This window comes from Streptomyces sp. NBC_01176 (assembly GCF_045039825.1).
Lineage (GTDB): Bacteria > Actinomycetota > Actinomycetes > Streptomycetales > Streptomycetaceae > Streptomyces.
On sequence record NZ_CP108600.1, the window covers coordinates 1335007 to 1353163 of the forward strand.

An 18157-nucleotide genomic window follows, 5' to 3' on the forward strand; every position below is an offset into this window, starting at 1 on the left:
GTCACGCCGCATGGGTGGGCGACGGAGGGGCGGCCTCCGCCCACTCCAGGACGAGCCGCTGGTACTCCCGCCGCTCCTCCCCGCTCAGCGTCCCACCGGCACGGAACCAAAGGGCCCGGATCTCCTCGTTGACATCGGTGGCAGAGCGCACGGAGTCGCTTTCAGGAGTGGTGGACATGGTGTGAAGCATACGGGCCCTGGCGTGAAGGCGATGTGAGCAAAGGTACACCGGGCGACAATACGGACCGTGAACCTGATCACTCATTCGTCGGCCGATCCCAGCACGAGCACCTGGATCGCCAACACGGCGGCTCCGCGGGCCCAGTCGTGGAAGTCGGACACCTTCGTCTCCAGGTCGACGGAATCGGCCAGCGGATGCCGGTGGGCGAGGACGGTCTCCTCGACGACGCGGCCCGCCACGTCGACGAGGCCGACGCCCTCTCCGGCGAGCAGGATCTTCTGGGGCATGGCGAAGTTGGCGATCTGCGCGACGAGGACGCCGAGCGCGCGGGCCGCCTCGTCGACGACGCGAGCTGACAGGGGGTCACCTGCGGCCGCCCGGGCGAGGATCTCCTCGTACGTCGCGTCCTGCCCGGTGGCGGCCCGGACCTGGTAGCGGATGCTGGGGATGGTGAGCAGTGAGACGGCGCTGCCGCGTTCGCCCTCGGGGGTGAGGGGGCCCTGCGGGTTCACCAACCACCGGCGGCCGATGCCCCGGCCGTCCTCGGGGGAGGGCACCCGTCTGCCGCCGAGGACGAGGCCGTAGCCGATCCCGGCGCCGATGGTGAGGACCGCGAAGCGGTCGAGGCCACGGCCCGCGCCGAACCAGGTCTCGGCCTCGACCAGCGCGGCGACGTCGTTCTCGACCACCACGGGCAGACCGGTGCGCTCCCCGACGAGTTCGGCCAGCGGGACGTCGCTCCAGCCGAGGAAGGCGGACTCGACGACGACCGCCCGTTTCTCGGCCCGGCCGCCGACGCCGATGCCGATACCGGCCGGTGCCGGGAAGGCGTGTGTGAACTCCTCGGTCATCTCCCCCAGGAGGTCGGCGACTTCGGCCGGATCGTGGGTGGTGAGCGGGCGGTCGTGGCGCGCCACGATGTCGCTGCGCAGGGTGGTGACGACCCCGTAGACCCGGTCTCCGGTGATCTTGAATCCGATGAACGCGCGGGATTCGGCGACGATGTCCAGGGGTTGTGAGGGGCGCCCCTGGCGCACCGCGGCCTCCTCCCCCGATCCGCCGGCCTCGATCAGCAGGCCCGACTCGATCAGGGGTTTGGTCAGCCGGGTGAGGCTGCCCGCCGAGAGGTTCAGCCGGCGCGCGATCTCGCTGCGCGACAGCGGTCCGTGCACGAGCACCTCGATCGCCACCGCCCGTTCCCCGGGACTCAGCGGCAGCCAGCTGGCGGCAGGTGTGGTCATGAGCGTCGGACTCCTCCAAGATTTCCTTTTGCCCTGGAAGTAATGCTCGCACTTTAGGACGCCGGTCGGGTCCTGCACAGAAGTGCGCGCGACTCTTGACGGATGGATTCTTCCACCTCGAAAGTAAGTGACCCGAGGATGAGTAGCAGCCGAGGGAGTCTGCCGATGACCGTCGCCTCCAGTCCCCCGTCGCGCCTGCCGCCGCGCGGCGTCGCGGGGCCGCGGTCCGCGTCGCAGGTCCGCGGGGTCCGGGAGCGCGAGGGGCGGGGCGACGGCCCCCTCGCGGCCCTGTTCATCGCCCCGGCCATGCTGGGCTTCCTCGTGTTCCTGCTCTGGCCGACACTGCGCGGGATCTACTTGAGCTTCACCCGCTTCAACCTGCTCACGCCCGCCGAGTGGGTGGGGCTCGACAACTACGTCCGGATGGTCGACGACCCCATCTTCTGGGACTCGCTGTCGGTCACCGTCGAGTACGTGTTCATCAACATCGGCGTGCAGACGGTCGCGGCGCTGGCCGTCGCCGTGCTGCTGCAGCGTCTGACCCGATCCGCGGTGCTGCGCGCGGTCGTCCTCACTCCGTACCTGGTGTCGAACGTCGTCGCGGGCATCGTCTGGCTCTGGATGCTCGACACGCAGCTCGGCATCGGCAACGAGATCCTCCAGGGCCTCGGCTTCGGCCGCGTCCCGTTCCTGGCCGACGAGACCTGGGCGATACCGACCATCGCCCTGATCAACGTGTGGCGGCACGTCGGCTACACCGCACTCCTGCTCTTCGCCGGGCTGCAGGCCATCCCTGCCGACATGTACGAGGCGGCGAAGGTCGACGGGGCGGGCGAGTGGCGGATGTTCTGGCGGATCACCCTCCCGCTGCTGCGGCCGGTGCTCGCCGTCGTACTGATCATGACCGTGATCGGTTCGTTCCAGGTCTTCGACACGGTCGCCGTCACGACGGCGGGCGGCCCGGCGAACGCGACCAACGTGCTCCAGTACTACATCTACGGTTCCGCCTTCGGCCGCTTCCAGTTCGGCTACGCCTCGGCGATGTCCGTCGCCCTGCTGGTCGTGCTGAGCGCGATCACCTTCGTCCAGTACCGGCTCACCCGGGCCGGCCACACCGACCTCGGCTGAGCGGGAGAGTCGTCATGACCGCGATGGCAACGATGGCGCCGCTGCGGCCGGCCCGGCGCCGGCTCACCCTCGGACGGGCCGCCGCCTGGGCGGCGATGGGCGCGTTCGCACTCGTCACCCTGCTGCCGTTCTACTGGATCCTGCGCACCGCGCTCTCCTCCGACGCGGCGCTCGCCGCCGACCCCGGCAACCCCCTGCCGGTGGGCCTCACCGGCGGCGGCTTCGCCCGGGCCCTGGGCCTGCAGTCCACCAAGGAGGCCATCGCGCAGGGCGGTTCGGGCGGCGGGTTGGTGTTCTGGCGCTACCTCCTCAACTCGGTCGTCGTGTCTACCCTGGTCACCGTCTGTCAGATCCTCTTCTCGGCCATGGCCGCCTACGCCTTCGCGCGGTTGCGCTGGCGCGGCCGGGACAGGGTGTTCGGTCTCTTCCTGGCGGGGCTGATGGTGCCCGCGATCTTCACCCTGCTTCCGAACTTCGTCCTGATCAAACAACTCGGCCTGATCGACACCTTGTTGGGGATCGCTCTGCCCACGATGTTCATGACGCCGTTCGCCGTGTTCTTCCTGCGGCAGTTCTTCATGAACGTGCCTCGTGAGGTCGAGGAGGCCGCTCTGCTCGACGGCGCCGGGAAGGTGCGGATCTTCTTCCGGGTGCTGCTGCCGATGGCGTCGACACCGGTCCTCACACTGACCGTGCTGACGTACATCACCTCCTGGAACGACTACTTCTGGCCGCTGATGGTGTCCTACAGCGACAGTTCACGTGTGCTGACCGTGGCCCTGGCCGTCTTCCGGGCGCAGACCCCGCAGACGGGCACCGACTGGTCGGGGCTGATGGCGGCGACGCTCGTCGCGGCGCTCCCGATGCTCGTGCTGTTCGGGACCTTCGCGCGGCGGATCGTCGGCTCCATCGGCTTCACCGGCGTCAAGTAAGGGGACGGGCATGCGATTTCGTGCGGTCGTGGCGCTGACCGGGGCGCTGGCGCTGTCCCTGGTGAGCGGGTGCGCGAAGGGCGGTACGGCGGGATCGTCCGCGCACACGGTGACGTACTGGCTGTGGGACGCCAACCAACTGCCCGCCTACCAGGCCTGCGCGAAGGACTTCGCGAAGGAGAACCCGGGCCTCCACGTCGACATCACCCAATGGGGCTGGAACGACTACTGGACCAAGCTCACCGCGAGCTTCATCGCCGGCACCCAGCCGGACGTGTTCACCGACCACATACAGAAGTTCGGGCAGTTCGCCGGTCTCGAGGTGCTGGAGCCGCTCGACGGCCTGGGCATCGAGAACTCCTCCTACCAGTCGGGGCTGGCCGCCAACTGGACCGGCCGGGACGGCCACCGCTACGGAGCCCCGAAGGACTGGGACACCGTGGCGCTCTTCTACAACCGCAAGATGACCGGGGCGGCCGGCCTGTCCGCGCGGGACCTCAACAGCCTCTCCTGGAACCCGCGGGACGGAGGCACCTTCGAGAAGGCCCTCGCGCACCTCACCGTCGACGAGAACGGCAGGCGCGGCGACGAACCCGGCTTCGACAAGCACCACGTCAAGGTGTACGGGCTGGCCACCGGCGGCGCGGGCGACGGCGACGGCCAGACCCAGTGGAGCCCCTTCACCGGCTCGGCCGGCTGGACGTACACCGACAGGAAGCGGTGGGGAACCAGGTACCGCTACGACAGTGGGACCTTCCAGTCCGTCGTGAAGTGGTACTTCGGTCTGGCCCGCAAGGGATACCTCGCGCCGTTCACCGACTACAGCGAGGGCGCGAACCCGCCCAACGCCCAGCTCGCCTCGGGCCGGGCGGCGACCGCCTTCGACGGCGCGTGGATGATCTCCACGTACTACGGCTCCAAGGGTCTCGACCCGGGCACCGCCGTCACTCCCGTCGGCCCCACCGGCAAGCGCGCGACGATGATGAACGGCCTCGCCGACTCGGTCACCAAGAACGCCCGCAACAAGAAGGGCGCGGAGAAGTGGGTGGCCTATCTGGCCTCGGCCGGGTGCCAGCGCACGGTCGGGCGGTACGGGATCGTCTTCCCCGCCACCTCGGCAGGCACCCGGGCCGCGGTCGCCGCCTACCGGAAGAAGGGCATCGACGTCACGGCCTTCACCCGGCCGGTCGCCGACGGCAAGGACTTCACGACCTTCTCCTATCCCATCACCGACTACGCGGCGGACGTCTTCGCACTCATGCACCCCGCGATGCAGGACATCTACGCCAACCACGCGCCCGTGAGCGGGCTGAGCAGGACCAACGGCCAGATCAACCTGATTCTCGACCAGTGAAGGACACGCATTCATGACGTTCTCCCTCGGCATCGTCGGCGCCGGGCAGTTCTCCGGGCAGTTCGCCAGGCTGTTCCTCGCTCACCCGGGCGTCCGCGAGGTCCACGTCACCGATCTCCTGCCCGAGCGGGCCGAGCGGCTGGCCGCCGCCGAAGGACTGTCCGGCACCTTCCCCTCGTACGAGGCGATGCTGGAGTCGAAGGCCGTGGACGCGGTCGCGATCTTCACCCAGCGCTGGACACACGGCCCCCTGGTGCTGCAGGGGCTGAACGCCGGCAAGCACGTGTACTCGGCCGTGCCGATGGCGGTCTCCACGGAGGAGATCGCGGCGATCATCGACGCCGTACGGGCCACCGGGCTGACGTACATGATGGGCGAGACCAGCCAGTACAACCCGGCGACCGTGCACGCCCGCAACCAGATCGCCGAGGGTGCCTTCGGCCGGCTGTTCTACGCGGAGGGCGACTACGTCCACGACATGGACCTGGGGTTCTACGACGCGTACCGGTACAGCGGCGGCGAGAACTGGAAGGCTACCGCCAGCTATCCCCCGCTTCTCTACCCGACGCACTCGGTGGGCGGGGTGCTGGGGGCCTGGCGGACGCACGCGGTGAGCGTGTCCGCGATCGGGGTGCGCGACGAACGCGGGGACGGTGTCTTCGACAAGGAGATCAGCCAGTTCGGCAACGACTTCTCCAACGCGACCGCGCTGTTCGAGGTGGCGGGCGGCGGCTCGTTCCGTACCAACGAGTTCCGGCGGGTCGGCTATCCCTCGCACATCCGGGAATCGCGTTTCCGGTTCTTCGGCACCGACGCCAGCATGGAGCAGCTCGCCACGGTGAGCTTCTGGCAGGACAAGAAGGGGGTGCGGGACATCACCGAGCTGCTGGAGCCGAAGCCGACGCTGGCGCCCGACGATCCGTCGCTCCAGCACATCGCCCCGGCGCTGCGGGCCGCGTTCACGTCCGGGTCCGCGCCCGTCCATGACCGGGCGCGGCTGCCCCGTGCCTTCGACCGTCTCCACAACGGTCACGAGGGCAGTCACCACTTCCTGGCCGACGACTTCGTGACCGCGGTCAACGCGCGGACACTGCCGTCGGTGAACGCGTGGGTCGCCGCCCGCTACACCCTGCCGGGCATCGTCGCGCACGAGTCCGCGCGGCGGGGCGGGGTCAGGATGGAGATCCCGGACTTCGGGGACGCGCCCGAGGCGTGAGGCCCGGTCCTCGGCGAGCCGGGCACGGCGGGTGCCCGGCTCTTGGCGCGGTCAGGTGCCCGGCTTCCGGCCGTACACGAAGACGTCGTCGCCGTTCTTCAGGAGCGACCAGTACTTCTTGGCGGTGGTCGAGGTCATGTTGACGCAGCCGTGCGAGCCCGGCGGGTTCCACATGGAGACGCCGACCGAGTGGAAGGCCTGGCCGCCGTCGAAGAACTGGCTGTAGGGCATCGACACGTTGTAGATGCTCGACACGTGATGGAGGTCACGCCAGTAGATCTTCTTCAGGCCGGTGCGGGTCTCGTAGCCGTCGCGCCCCGTGCGGACGGGCACCGGGCCGTAGACCAGCCTGCTGCCGTCCTGGATCCAGCTGAGCTGGAGCGTGAGGTTCACGCAGGCTATGCGGCCCTTGTTGACCGGGCACTTGCCGTCCTTGTTGGGCTTGGTGCCGACGGCCTTCTGCTTGTTCATGAGGTCCATCACGCCCCAGGTGACGGATCCCGCGTACCCCGCGTTCGGGGTGATGCCGTGCTTGGTCTGGAAGGCCTGGGTCGCCTTGCAGTCGGCGGTGGACTGCCTGCCGTCGACCGGGCGGCCGAGGAACTTCTCCACCTGCTTCTGATACGGGCCGGTCTGCGTCGTGCAGCTGGCGGCCTGCGCGGGCGCCGTGCCCAGCGCGAGTGCCAACGGTGCGACAAGTCCGGTGATCCCCAGCGCGACGGCTCCCCGTCTGCGTACGTCACCCATGGCGGGCCCTTCCCTCTGCATGTCCTGGTGATTCCTTCGGTGTTCCGTCTGCTAGACACGCGTCGGCGCACCTGCGTTGCGCGGCGGCTCAGGCTGCGACGAAACGGTGACATTGACCGTCGGAATCGAACGCCCCTCCCGGTGCGGCGATGAACCTCGGGGGCGCGGGAGCAGACCCGCTCCAGTCGTCGATGAAGTATGCCTCGGGTCGCCGGGCAGAGGCGAACGCCCGTTCCCGCCACCTCAATGACCGACATGGAGCAGGAGTCGCGCTTGCTCCCTTTTATGCGCTTTTCTGGTGTCGGGGCAGCACAAAGAGGGCGTGCCACCGACCGATGGTCGGTGGCACGCCCTCCAGGAGGCGAGCGGACGGGTTCGCTTACCGCGTCCGCCTGTCGGTGGTGTCAGTGACGGCCGAGGCCGAGGCCGTGACCGCCATTGCCCAGGTGGCCGCCGGGCAGCTCGGTACCGCGACCGATGTGACCGACCGGCTGCTCGGTGCCACGGCCGATGGGGCCGACCGGCTGCTCGGTACCACGGCCGATGTGACCGACCGGCTGCTCGGTACCACGGCCGATGTGACCGACCGGCTGCTCGGTACCGCGACCCACGTGACCGACCGGCAGCCCGTTGCCACGGCCGATGTGACCACCGGGCAGCTCGGTACCGCGACCGACGTGGCCGACCGGCAGCCCGTTGCCACGGCCGATGTGACCGATCGGCAGCTCGTGGCCGCGGCCGTTGTTTCCACCGGGGAGCACGTGGCCGTGACCGACCGGCAGCTGGTGCCCACGACCGTGGTGACGGCCGGGAAGCACGTGGCCGCGGCCGTAGTGACGACCGGGAAGCACGTGACCGCGGCCGAGGTGACGACCGGGAAGCACGTGACCGCCGCCGATGGGTCCGCGGCCCCACGACACCACGTCGATCACACGAAGACGGTCATTGCGCAGCGTCGCGGTGTCCGAGCGGTTGTCCCAGGCGTAGTTACGACGGTCCTGGTACACGTTCCGGCCCGCGTCACGCCCCACTCCCGTGTGCACCCGCACCGTCTCACGGCCTCCCAGGCGCAGGTGGAACACGTACGCGCGGCCGTCACGACCCGCCAGCGTCCAGCCGTTCAGGTTGACCCCGTAACGGCCCGTGTTCGTCACCTCCACCCACTCCTTGTTCAGCGACGCGTTGCTCCCCGAGTCCCAGCCCGGAGAGTCGTACTGCACCTGGCTGATCTGCACCTGCGCACGAAACGGAAGCCGCCCCTGGTCCGCCGACGCCGGCAGCGCCGCCACACCCACCACCACACCGGCAGCCACCGCAGCCGCGGCAGCACGACGAACCATCACAGACTGCGAAACAGACACGAACGCCCCCTAGAGGGAACGGGCGGACCACACATCAGGATCCGCGGGTTTGGGTCCCGGCCCGCTGGCCGAGAACCACACTCTCCCGCCCGATCACGCCGCTCGAGCCCACCACCCGCACGGCATTACCTACCGACAACACGACCATGACTCTCGCCTGTAATATACACCTATCGCCCGATATCGTCCCATTGGCACCAAATCCCCACAAAACAGCGGCAATTACCTCACGTGTCGACCTCGCGTCACCCCACCTGTCACTCGAAAGTGAGTAACAACCGCCGCCCCGCCCATGCGGCCAACCCAGTGACATCCCGAACACCCGTCCACCGCCCACCCACCCCGGACCCGGCGGGCCACCACCTCCCGGTGGCAGGACCTGCACGGACTCGCACCCTCGGCCCACGCCGTCACGTCATCGGTCGGCCAGGCGCGGTGCGGTGCCCGGACACGCGGGCCGGTCAGCCTCCCCACCGACTACGAGACGACTGCGGCGGCAGACGGTCAGTTGACGTAACGCCGCCGGGCAGATTCGGCCGTTGTGAAGCCAGTAACCGACATGGCGGGGCGGGCTCCGCCCCATTCCGCTGGGATGGCCCGATTCAGAGCGAACAGCACACCTGGGGCGGACATGGGCGACTTCGTCGGATCGCATTCAACTCGGGCCGTCGGTGCGGTGTTCCAGGAACCGTGCCGGTGCGGGGCCCTGCTGGACGGGGCAGCGCCCAAGGACGCCGAGGAGGGGTTCCGGGGGCTGCTGGAGGCGGCACCGGACGCCATGGTCATCGTCGACGACACCGGCACCATCAGACTCGTCAACGCACAGACCGAATCCCTCTTCGGCTACCGACGCGAAGAACTCCTCGGCCACCCTGTCGAAATCCTCGTCCCCGGCCGCTTCCGCACCCACCACACCCACCACCGCAACGGCTACGCCAACAACCGCCAGGTACGCCCCATGGGCGCCGGACTCGAACTCAACGGCCTCCGCAAGGACGGCACCGAATTCCCCGTCGAGATCAGCCTCTCCCCCCTCGAAACCACCGACGGCCTCCTCCTCTCCGCCGCCGTCCGCGACGTCAGCGACCGCAAAGCCGCCGAGGAACGGTTCCGGGGACTCCTGGAGGCGGCACCGGACGCCATGGTCATCGTCGACGACACCGGCACCATCAGACTCGTCAACGCACAGACCGAATCCCTCTTCGGCTACCGACGCGAAGAACTCCTCGGCCACCCCGTCGAAATCCTCGTCCCCGGCCGCTTCCGCACCCACCACACCCACCACCGCAACGGCTACGCCAACAACCGCCAGGTACGCCCCATGGGCGCCGGACTCGAACTCAACGGCCTCCGCAAGGACGGCACCGAATTCCCCGTCGAGATCAGCCTCTCCCCCCTCGAAACCACCGACGGCCTCCTCCTCTCCGCCGCCGTCCGCGACGTCAGCGACCGCAAAGCCGCCGAGGAACGCATCAACGAGCTGGCCGGGCTCGTGGAGTCCTCCCAGGACGCGATCCTCGCCAAGACCCTCGACGGCGACATCACGTACTGGAACGCCGCCGCGCAAAGGCTGTACGGCTACGTCCCGGAGGAGGTGATGGGCCGGCACGTGTCCGTGCTCGCTCCGTCCGAGCACCGGGACGAGATCGACGCCCTCATGGAGCGGCTGGGCAGCGGGGAGAAGGTCGAGCACTTCGAGACGTTACGGCTCACCCGCTCCGGTGACCTGCTGGACGTCGACATCACGCTGTGGCCGACCCGCGCCGCGGACGGCACGGTCGTCGGCGCGTGCGCGATCGTACGGGACATCGGCGACCGCAAGCGTGCCGAGGCCGAGCTGACCGCCCTCTACGAGCAGCAGCGGCACATCGCGCTGACCCTGCAGCGCAGCCTGATGGGCACCCCTCCGGCCATCCCCGGTCTGTCCACCGCCAGCCGCTACCGGCCCGCGACCCAGGGGGCGGGCGTGGGCGGCGACTGGTTCGACCTCATCCCCCTGGGGGCCGGCCGGGTCGGAGTCCTGATCGGCGACGTGATGGGCCGCGGTCTGGAAGCGGCGGCCGTCATGGGACAGTTGCGCTCCGCCGCGCACGCCCTGGCCAAGACCGGCATGCAGCCGCGTCAGCTCATGCAGGCCCTCGACACCTGTGTCACCGACCTGGACGTGCCGGACCAGTTGGTCACCTGTTGCTATCTGGTGATCGCCTCGGACGCGGGCGAGGTGACGATCTGCTCGGCCGGTCACCTGCCCACCCTCGTCGCCACCCCCGGCGACGGCGCCCGCCCGCTCCCGGTGCCCGTGAACGCGCCGCTCGGGGTCGGCGGCGTCCTCTACCAGCAGTCCAGCGTGGTCGTCCCACCCGGCGCGACGCTCGTGCTCTACACCGACGGGCTGATCGAGACCCCCGGCAGTGACATCGAGGACCAGCTCAGGAAGCTCACCACCACGCTGAGCCGGCTGTTCACCACCGCCCCCGACCTGGAGGCGGCGGCCGATCACGTGCTGACCGCACTCCTGCCCGACCCCGAGAGCCACAACGACGACGTCACCCTGCTGCTGGCCCGGCTCCCCGCCGCGCCCCTGGCCGCTGTCACCACCGGCCTGCCCGCCGTCCCCGAGTCCGTGCCCGAGGGCCGTGCCTTCCTCGGCAAGGCCCTCACCTCCTGGGATTGCACCGCCCTGGCCGACGACGCCCGGCTGCTGCTCTCCGAGGTGCTGACCAACGCGGTGCAGCACGCCCAGGGCCCCATCCGCCTGCACGTGTGCCGGACCGCGACCGATCTCACCGTCGAGGTCAGCGACCACAGCCCGCATCTTCCCCAGCCGCGCCTGGCGCCCGAGGACGCGGAGTCGGGCCGGGGCCTGATCCTGGTACGCGCCCTCGCCGACGACTGGGGCGTGCGGCCCACCGACGAGGGCAAGACGACCTGGTTCACCCTCGGTCTCTGAGGAAACGACTCTCCGGCCCGACTAACGACCCGGGCTCCCCGTGGGCGGCCCGTCGCGCTCCTGTCGTGACGGCCGTGTCGTCTCCGTCCTCGAAGCGGACGGCGGGCCGTCGGCGCGTGAGGTGTACCGGCCGTGGTACTGCGGCGGCGAGTCGAGCCAGTAGGCGCCGAGGAGAGCGGCGAGAACCTGCTGCTGCGGACTGGAGTCATGACGAGTGTTCACACGGATACAACGATATCTACACACCAAAGTCACATATTGTCAGCGGGCACTCCTGGGGGCCGCCTTGGCGAGTTCGGCGGTGAACTGCGCTCCGGCGAGCAGGGCGAGGTTGGACAGCCACAGCCAGACCAGGAAGACCACCGCACCGGCCAGCGAGCCGTACAGCCGGCTGTAGTTGCTCAGCGCCGAGGCGTACAGGGCGAAGCCCGCGGAGACCGCGAGCCACAGCGCGGCGGCCAGAACTCCCCCGGGCAGGCTGAGACCGCGCCGGCGGGCGGGAGGGGGACCCGCGTGGAAGACGACGACCACCAGCACCACCACGAGACACAGCAGCAGCGGCCAGCGCAGCAGGTTCCAGGCCAGGGCCGCCGTGGCGTCGAGTCCCAGGGCATGCCCCAGCGCCTCGGCGACGGGCCCGGTCAGGAGGAGCAGGACGGCGCTGACCACCAGCAGGCCGAGCAGCGTGAGGGCGGTCAGCACGATGCGGTGCGCCGTGCGCCAGGCGGAACGCGAGTCCTTGACCTGGTGCATGCGGTGCAGGGCGCGGCGGAACACGGCGAGATAGCTGATGGCCGACCACAGCGCGCTCGCGGAACCCGTGACGAGCAGGGTCCAGGCGGCCGAACGTTCGCGCAGGGTCCCGGCCAGGACGCCGTGCAGTTCGGCGCCGGACTGCGCGGGCGCGTGGGTGGTGACGTGCTCGGTGAACTGCTCCGCGGTGTCCGGACTGATCAGACCGAACGCGATGACCATGACCAGCAGGGCGGGGAGGACGGTCAGGATCGCGTAGTAGGTCAGCGCCGCCGCCCAGTCGGAGACGTCGTCGTTCCACATCGACACCGGCGTGCGGCGCAGCGCCGGCCACCAGGCGGCGGGTGGCCGGAACGCGGCCGGGCGCGCCGCCCGGAGGGGCCGGGCGTCGGCGAGGCCGTCCGTACGGGGGTCAGCGGACATGAGTGCTCCGGTGCGCGTGGGCGCTGAAGTGCGCCCGGGTGACGAGACGGTACGGGGTCGCGGCGTGCGCGGTCCGGTCGGCCGCCGGGCGGGGCTGTTCCATCAGCCTTCGTCTTCCTCTCCGATTCGTGCGCCGTCGCCACCGGGGCGGGCGCCCGCGACTCCTCGGCCTCGGGTCGCGTCGGCCGCCCCACCGGCTCCGTGCGCAGCACGATCCTGTCCCGCGGGGCGTGTCGTAGCCGCGAGCCGCCGATGACCCGGCGGGTCGCGGCGGTGACGTCGGCGTGGGTGGTGGCCCGCTCACCCTCCTTCTCCACCTCTCCCCCGGTCGACCGACGGTATGAGCTCACTCGGGACCTGCGCCCAGTCACTGCGTCCGGGAGTCGGCGAAGGCGTCGAGGGTGTTGCCGTCGGTCGGTGGACGTCGTCGACGGTCAGGTCGCTTCGACCACTTGCAGGACGGTGAGACCTTCACCACCGAGACGACGTTCTCCCGCACGTCGCGCGCCCTGTCGGGGACGGGTACCCCGTATTCGGCGATCCGGTCCAGGTCGATCGAGGCCCGCCGCTCCCCGTCTTCGGCCTCGGCCCGCGGCTCGCGTCCGGAACCGAAGGAAGGGAGCCCGGCCCGCGCGTCCCTCGACCCCACGATGAGGGGCGGGTGAGGGCGGAGGTCGGCCGTACCCACGGCGAACCCGGCTAGGCTCCCTGGTCGGAGCACATCCGCCGCCCGGTCGAGCAGGGCCGCGGCAGGGCAGGACGGAGAGACACACGGTGACGGACGGCGCGGCCGGGACCGGGAAACGCGCGGCGAAGGACCAGGCGCTGTACCGGAGGGTGGCGGCGGACCTGGGCCGGGAGATCGGCGAGGGCAGATACGGCTCCGGCGGACGGCTGCCCGCCGAGGGCGAGCTGGCCGAACGGTACGGCGTCTCCCGGGGCACGGTCCGTCAGGCGATGGCCCTGCTGCGGACCGAGGGGCTGGTCGCCTCGCGGCGCGGTACCCGGCGGGTCGTGATCGGGATGCCCCGGCCGCAGAGCTTCGGCGAACTGCTCAGCTTCACCCGCTGGGCACGCTCGATGGGCGAGGAACCCGGCGGCCTGATGATCGCCACGGAGACCCGGCCCGCCGACGCGACCGAGTGCGCACAACTGCGCCTGCCCGAGGGGACCGAGGTCCACCACGTACGGCGGCTTCGTACGCTGTCGGGTCGGCCCGCGATGGTGGAGCGCACCGTATTCCCGCCGGCCGTCGGTGAACTGGTCGCCGAGCTGCCGCCGGACACCGTGTCGTACACGGTGGCCCTGGAGGAGCGGGGTGTGCTGTTCGCGGACGCGCAGCACACCATCGACCTGTGCCCGGCCGACGCGGAGGACGCCCGGCTGCTCGGCTGCCGGGCCGGCGACCCGTTGCTGCGCGAACGGCGGTGCAGCACGGACCCGGCAGGCACTCCGATCGAATGGTCCGACGACCGGTACCTGCCGGACACCGTGGCCTTCACCGTCCACAGTTCGGCCGCCTCCGGCTCGCTGGCCCGCCGCCCGGCCGGCGACACCTGAGCACACACCGGCCCGGCCGGATGTTCGGCGACGGACGGCCTGATCAGGCGGTCCGCAGCAGTGCGGCGAGCAGCGGCCGGAAGTGCGCGAAGTCGGGGGCCGACGCCTCGGGGTCCTTGCCCTCGTCGTCCCAGCGCCGCACCGCGACGCCGTCCGCCGCGTACGGATTCGCCTCGTACTCGGCGACCTCGGGCGCGGACATCGGACCGCCCTGCACCTGGAGGGTGTACACGGAGGCCTCGGTGAGCAGGCCGAAGTACTCGGGCTCGACCGCGCACAGGTAGCGCTTCGCGGCCACGTGCAGCCGGATCGGCTCGGTGACCTCGGGGCCGAACCAGTCGGCCAGCCGGTCCGCCCCGGTGTGGCTGTGCCGGTTGTCGGTGCCGGCCATCAGGTCCTCGCCGGTGATCGGGCCGTGGAAGTGGCCGACGTCGTGCAGCAGGGCGGCCGCCACCAGCGCGTCGGACGCTCCCGCCTCCTGGGCTCGCGCCGCGGCCTGCAGCATGTGCTGCGCCATCGTCACCGGCTCGCCCAGGTAGGCGCCCGCGCCTTCGCCCGCGAAGAGTTCGGACAGCCCGTCCAGGAACTCCGCACCGGCCGCCTCCCGTTCGCGGCGCAGTACGGCCAGGGTGCCGGCCAGCGCGTCGATGTCGGCGTAGGCGCCCTGCAGGTGGCGGGCGCCGCTCTCCTCGAAGGCGGTGCGGGCGTGCAGCAGCCGGACGTTGTCGAAGATCAGGCAGTCGCCGGGCGCGAGCCGGAAGTCCAGCTGGAGTTCGGGGCGCAGAGTGATCTCGGCGAACTTCCGGTAGGCCCGGTAGAACGCCTCCAGTTCGTCGGCGGGCAGCCGCAGGGTGGACATCGAGCGGTTGTTGAAGCGCACCTCGCGGATCCGTCCGCGGCCGTCCACGTCGATCAGCGGCCTTTCGGCCTCCAGTACGGTGCGGGCGTCACCGAAGCGGAACGGCACGGGGGTGCGGGTCAGCACCGCGAAGGCCTCCGGGTCCTCGGCGCGCAGCAGCGCGGCGGCCTTGAATCCGTCCACGAGACCCGAGTCACCGCCGGTCGCCGAGTTGGCCAGGCAGTGCAGCAGTTGGAGGGTGGGTACCGGGTCGCGGTACGGGTTGTCCGTGTGCGGGGTGATGCGCGCGCCGGTGAAGGCCAGGTTGTTGGGGTCCGGTTCGACCCGTACGTCGAACAGCCGCCCGTAGTTGGTCTCGCGGACGTAGCCGAAGGTCTCCGCCACCTCGAGCACCTGGCCCGCGCGGCAGGGAACGTCGCGCAGCAGGGCGAAGCCGAGCCCGAGGACCGAGTCCAGCACGCGGGCCTTGACGACCGGGTCGCCCAGGTACTCCGCCCAGCCGGCCTCGGGCAGCCTGCCGTCCAGGTCGGCGGCGGTCCACAGTGTCTTGCCCGTCTCGCCACGCCGGTCCCCGGGGCCGTTGTCGGTACCGGCGCCGGGTCGGTTGGCCGTGAGCCACCGCGTGGAGTACTCCGAGCGGTGGCCGTCGGGTGCCCAGTCGACCTCGACGCCGTCGGCGGTGCGCCGGACCGCGCCGAGCGCGAGGCCGGCGGGCAGCTCGGTGATCTGGAACAGCTTCTGCCCGTTGCGCGGGTCCCGGCACCGGGCGCAGGCGCAGTTGTCCCGCAGCCACATGAGCGGCATGTCCTCCACGGCGGGTTCCTCGGCGGACGACCTGCTGACTGACGGTGACGTGGTCATCACTCTCTCCCTAAGTTGTATAGCCAACTTTGTCGATGCCGTGAAGGTCTCAGCCGCAGTTGAGCGAGGGGTGACACGCGGCTTGCGCGCGGATGAACGAGCCGGCGAGGGCGCCCGGCGGCCGGACGGGGGACGAGTGACGTTTCTCCGGTGAACCGCTTGCGCCATTGAGGTGAGCAAAGCCCGCCCAAGGGGAGGACCCCGTATCGACATAGAGATCCTTTTGTCTTGGCAAAGGGGTGTCGTGTCGCGACGGCCCTTTCCGCCCGCCCTGTTCAACCCCCAGGAAGGAACCGGACGTTGACTTACGGGAAGAAGCTGAGGGAGCAGATCGCCGGGCCGGGGACCACTCCGCTGATCGGCGTGCACGACATGTACTCGGCGTCGATCGCGGCCGAGCACTACGACGGGATGTTCGTCTCCGGCTTCGGCTTCGCGGCCTCGTACTACGGGCTGCCGGACATCGGATTCATCGCCTGGCCGGACATGGTGGCGTTCGTCCAGCGACTGCGGGGCGCGTTCCCGCGGCACCATCTGCTGGTGGACATCGACGACGGGTACGTCGATCCCGAGGTCGCCTGTCATGTGGTGGAGGGACTGGAGCGGATCGGGGCGTCGGGGGTGATCCTGGAGGACCAGAAGCGGCCGCGCCGGTGCGGCCACGCCGACGGCAAGCAGGTGCTGCCCCTGTCCGAGTACCTCGCCAAGCTGGAGATGGTTCTGGCGACCCGGCAGGACATGCTCGTGGTGGCCCGCACGGACGCGACCGACGAGAACGACATCCTGCACCGGGCCGAGACGCTCGCCGGGACCGGCGCGGACGTGGTGCTCGTCGACGGGGTGCGCAGCGTGGAATGGATCCGGCGGATCCGCAAGGTGGTCGGTGACAAGCCACTGCTCTTCAACCAGATCGCGGGCGGCAAGTCGCCCCGGCTCTCCCTGGGCGAGCTGTCCGAACTCGGCGTGGACGTCGCCATCTACAGCACACCGTGCCTGTTCGCGGCCCACCAGGCGATGCACTCGGCGCTCGCCGACCTCCGGGCGGCGGACGGCCGGCTCCCGGTGGTGGACACGACGAACGGTGTCGGCGTCGCGACCGCCACCCAGCTGCTGGAGCGCAACATCGCGCGCCTGCGGCCGGAACCCCAGGGCGTGAGCGCGTGACACCGCCCCGCGTCCCGCCGCCGCGCCGGCGCACGGCCGGCGTACTGGCCGTGGCCCTGCTGGGTGCCGCAGCGGCACCGGCGGCCGCGGGCGACAGCTTCCTCACCGTGCTCGACAACTCGCACGCCGACTCGATCCTCGAGGTGGACCGGGCCGCGAACGTCCAGCAAGGCAGCGGAACGGCCGGCAGCGACCACGAGGGCAGCGCGGTCGACCTGGTGGAGGCCCTCGTGGCGGCGCACCAGGACGAGCAGGGCACGGAGGACGACGACTGACACCGGGGATCGCCCAGGGCACCGCCCGGGGCGCCGGGGCAGCCCCTCGACCGACGACGCTCCTGCCGTCCCGGGCGGGAATCGTCGGCGGCCCGGGCGGTGCCGCTGCTGCTCACGAGGGGTGGGCGAGGTCCCGGAACAGGGGGCCAGGGCCGATCGGCCCTGGCGGTTCCGTGCCGCACGTGCTGTCCTGGAGAGGACGGGAAGGACCCGGGAAGGACGCGGAGAAGCGGCCGGCGGCCGTGCACCGCACAATCAGGACCCGCGAGAAGCGGGTGGGGCCCTTCCCGCCCCGGCGCCTGGCCCTGACATCCCTTCACCGGCCCCTCGCGCCCGCGGTGCGCACGGGCCGATCGGTCCCCGTTCCCCGGGCGGGCCCCACGAGGCCCCTGCCGGCCGGGACGGAACGGCCCCCGTGTGCGAACGAGGGCCGGACGGCCCCGTGATCCGTCCGGTCGGCCCGCCACCCCTCGCTCCCCCGGGCGTCACCTGGCCGTAGGCACGACGAGGAGGTGCGGCGATGCACAGGACACGGCGTACGAAGCGGTGGTGCTGGCGGTGGCGGAGCAATCCGTTGCGCCGGCACGAGGATGTCGTCGAAGCCTGGATCGTGCTGGTCGTCTGGACGGTCATCCTGGTGGGAGGCGCCCTCGTCGGTCTGGTGGCCGCCCATACCGCCGACGCGTCCTTCGCCCGGTTGCGGCACGAACGGCACCCGGTCCCGGCCGTCCTCGTCGACAACACGGCCCGGACCCTGCCGACAGGGGACGGCCCCGTCTACGACGGTGTCCGCGCGACGGTCCGCTGGACGGGTCCGGACGGCGCCACCCACACGGGCCGGACACTGGTGAACGCCGGCCACCCGGCCGGGTCGAAGGTCGTGGTCTGGCTGGATCACCAGGGACGGCTCACCACCCAGCCTCCCGATCCGGGCACGGCGTCCGCCGAGGCGGGAGCCCTCGGCACCGGTGCCGCGATCGCCTTCGGCAGCCTGGTGTTCGCCGGCGGCCGCCTCGCCCGCTGGCGGCTCGACCGCCGCCGCTACGACGAGTGGGCCCGCGCGTGGGAGCAGGTGGGACCGCGGTGGGGGCACAAGACCCCTTGACACCACAAACCCAGGGCGTACGGGGCGCAGCCGACGGTAACGGGAGG

General features: G+C 70.7%; 16 protein-coding genes. 9 read left to right on the forward strand and 7 right to left on the reverse strand.

The genetic code is table 11. The features are described from left to right. Position 1: 1 nt before the first annotated feature. Complete coding sequence (locus OG199_RS05570) at positions 2-190, reverse strand: hypothetical protein (RefSeq protein WP_356799123.1); 189 nt, start codon at positions 188-190, stop codon at positions 2-4. A 71-nt stretch (positions 191-261) separates the two neighbouring features. Further along, on the reverse strand, positions 262-1422 hold the full coding sequence (locus OG199_RS05575) for an ROK family protein (RefSeq protein ID WP_405828321.1): 1161 nt from the start codon (positions 1420-1422) through the stop codon (positions 262-264). 165 nt (positions 1423-1587) lie between these two features. Between OG199_RS05575 and OG199_RS05580 the strand changes: the two genes are divergently transcribed. From OG199_RS05580 to OG199_RS05595, 4 genes are read left to right on the forward strand one after another with little or no spacing between them, the layout of a single operon-like run. After that, entirely contained in the window at positions 1588-2550 is a 963-nt protein-coding gene (locus OG199_RS05580) for a carbohydrate ABC transporter permease (RefSeq protein ID WP_405828323.1), read from the forward strand. Between the two features lie 14 nt (positions 2551-2564). Beyond that, a complete protein-coding gene (locus tag OG199_RS05585) occupies positions 2565-3482 on the forward strand; it encodes a carbohydrate ABC transporter permease (protein ID WP_405828325.1) in 918 nt (305 codons plus the stop codon). A gap of 10 nt (positions 3483-3492) precedes the next feature. Then, entirely contained in the window at positions 3493-4836 is a 1344-nt protein-coding gene (locus OG199_RS05590) for an ABC transporter substrate-binding protein (RefSeq protein WP_405828326.1), read from the forward strand. A gap of 13 nt (positions 4837-4849) precedes the next feature. Then, positions 4850-6052, forward strand: coding sequence for a Gfo/Idh/MocA family oxidoreductase (locus tag OG199_RS05595; RefSeq protein ID WP_356799113.1), 1203 nt, complete (start codon positions 4850-4852; stop codon positions 6050-6052). A 51-nt stretch (positions 6053-6103) separates the two neighbouring features. Here OG199_RS05595 and OG199_RS05600 read toward each other — a convergent pair whose 3' ends face one another. Both OG199_RS05600 and OG199_RS05605 read right to left on the reverse strand, forming a co-directional pair. Further along, positions 6104-6799 carry a L,D-transpeptidase gene (locus OG199_RS05600; protein ID WP_356799212.1) on the reverse strand — a complete coding sequence of 232 codons (696 nt, stop codon included), beginning with the start codon at positions 6797-6799 and terminating at the stop codon, positions 6104-6106. Between the two features lie 404 nt (positions 6800-7203). Then, on the reverse strand, positions 7204-8034 hold the full coding sequence (locus OG199_RS05605; protein WP_405828328.1) for a lamin tail domain-containing protein: 831 nt from the start codon (positions 8032-8034) through the stop codon (positions 7204-7206). An 802-nt stretch (positions 8035-8836) separates the two neighbouring features. On the opposite strand from OG199_RS05605, the gene OG199_RS05610 reads away from it, so the two are divergent. Continuing rightward, positions 8837-11110 (forward strand): PAS domain S-box protein, encoded by a 2274-nt coding sequence (locus OG199_RS05610; protein ID WP_401809056.1) that lies wholly within the window; start codon positions 8837-8839, stop codon positions 11108-11110. 261 nt (positions 11111-11371) lie between these two features. Here OG199_RS05610 and OG199_RS05615 read toward each other — a convergent pair whose 3' ends face one another. Next, positions 11372-12286, reverse strand: a complete 915-nt coding sequence (locus tag OG199_RS05615; RefSeq protein ID WP_401809055.1) for a YihY/virulence factor BrkB family protein — start codon at positions 12284-12286, stop codon at positions 11372-11374. 367 nt (positions 12287-12653) lie between these two features. Next, positions 12654-12974, reverse strand: coding sequence for a hypothetical protein (locus tag OG199_RS05620; protein WP_405828330.1), 321 nt, complete (start codon positions 12972-12974; stop codon positions 12654-12656). 86 nt (positions 12975-13060) lie between these two features. Between OG199_RS05620 and OG199_RS05625 the strand changes: the two genes are divergently transcribed. Beyond that, positions 13061-13846, forward strand: a complete 786-nt coding sequence (locus OG199_RS05625; protein WP_356804632.1) for a GntR family transcriptional regulator — start codon at positions 13061-13063, stop codon at positions 13844-13846. Positions 13847-13889: 43 nt separating this feature from the next. Here the strand turns inward: OG199_RS05625 and OG199_RS05630 are convergent, their stop codons facing one another. Further along, entirely contained in the window at positions 13890-15566 is a 1677-nt protein-coding gene (locus OG199_RS05630) for a TauD/TfdA family dioxygenase (protein WP_405828333.1), read from the reverse strand. 300 nt (positions 15567-15866) lie between these two features. Between OG199_RS05630 and OG199_RS05635 the strand changes: the two genes are divergently transcribed. From OG199_RS05635 to OG199_RS05645, 3 genes are all read left to right on the forward strand, one after another. Beyond that, a complete protein-coding gene (locus OG199_RS05635) occupies positions 15867-16730 on the forward strand; it encodes an isocitrate lyase/PEP mutase family protein (protein WP_356804634.1) in 864 nt (287 codons plus the stop codon). Next, a complete protein-coding gene (locus OG199_RS05640; RefSeq protein ID WP_405828335.1) occupies positions 16727-17005 on the forward strand; it encodes a hypothetical protein in 279 nt (92 codons plus the stop codon). The genes OG199_RS05635 and OG199_RS05640 overlap by 4 nt, the downstream gene beginning before the upstream one ends. 520 nt (positions 17006-17525) lie before the next feature. Beyond that, the gene (locus tag OG199_RS05645; protein ID WP_356804638.1) at positions 17526-18110 is read left to right on the forward strand and encodes a hypothetical protein; all 585 of its coding nucleotides are present in this window, start codon (positions 17526-17528) and stop codon (positions 18108-18110) included. The last annotated feature ends 47 nt before the right edge of the window (positions 18111-18157 follow it).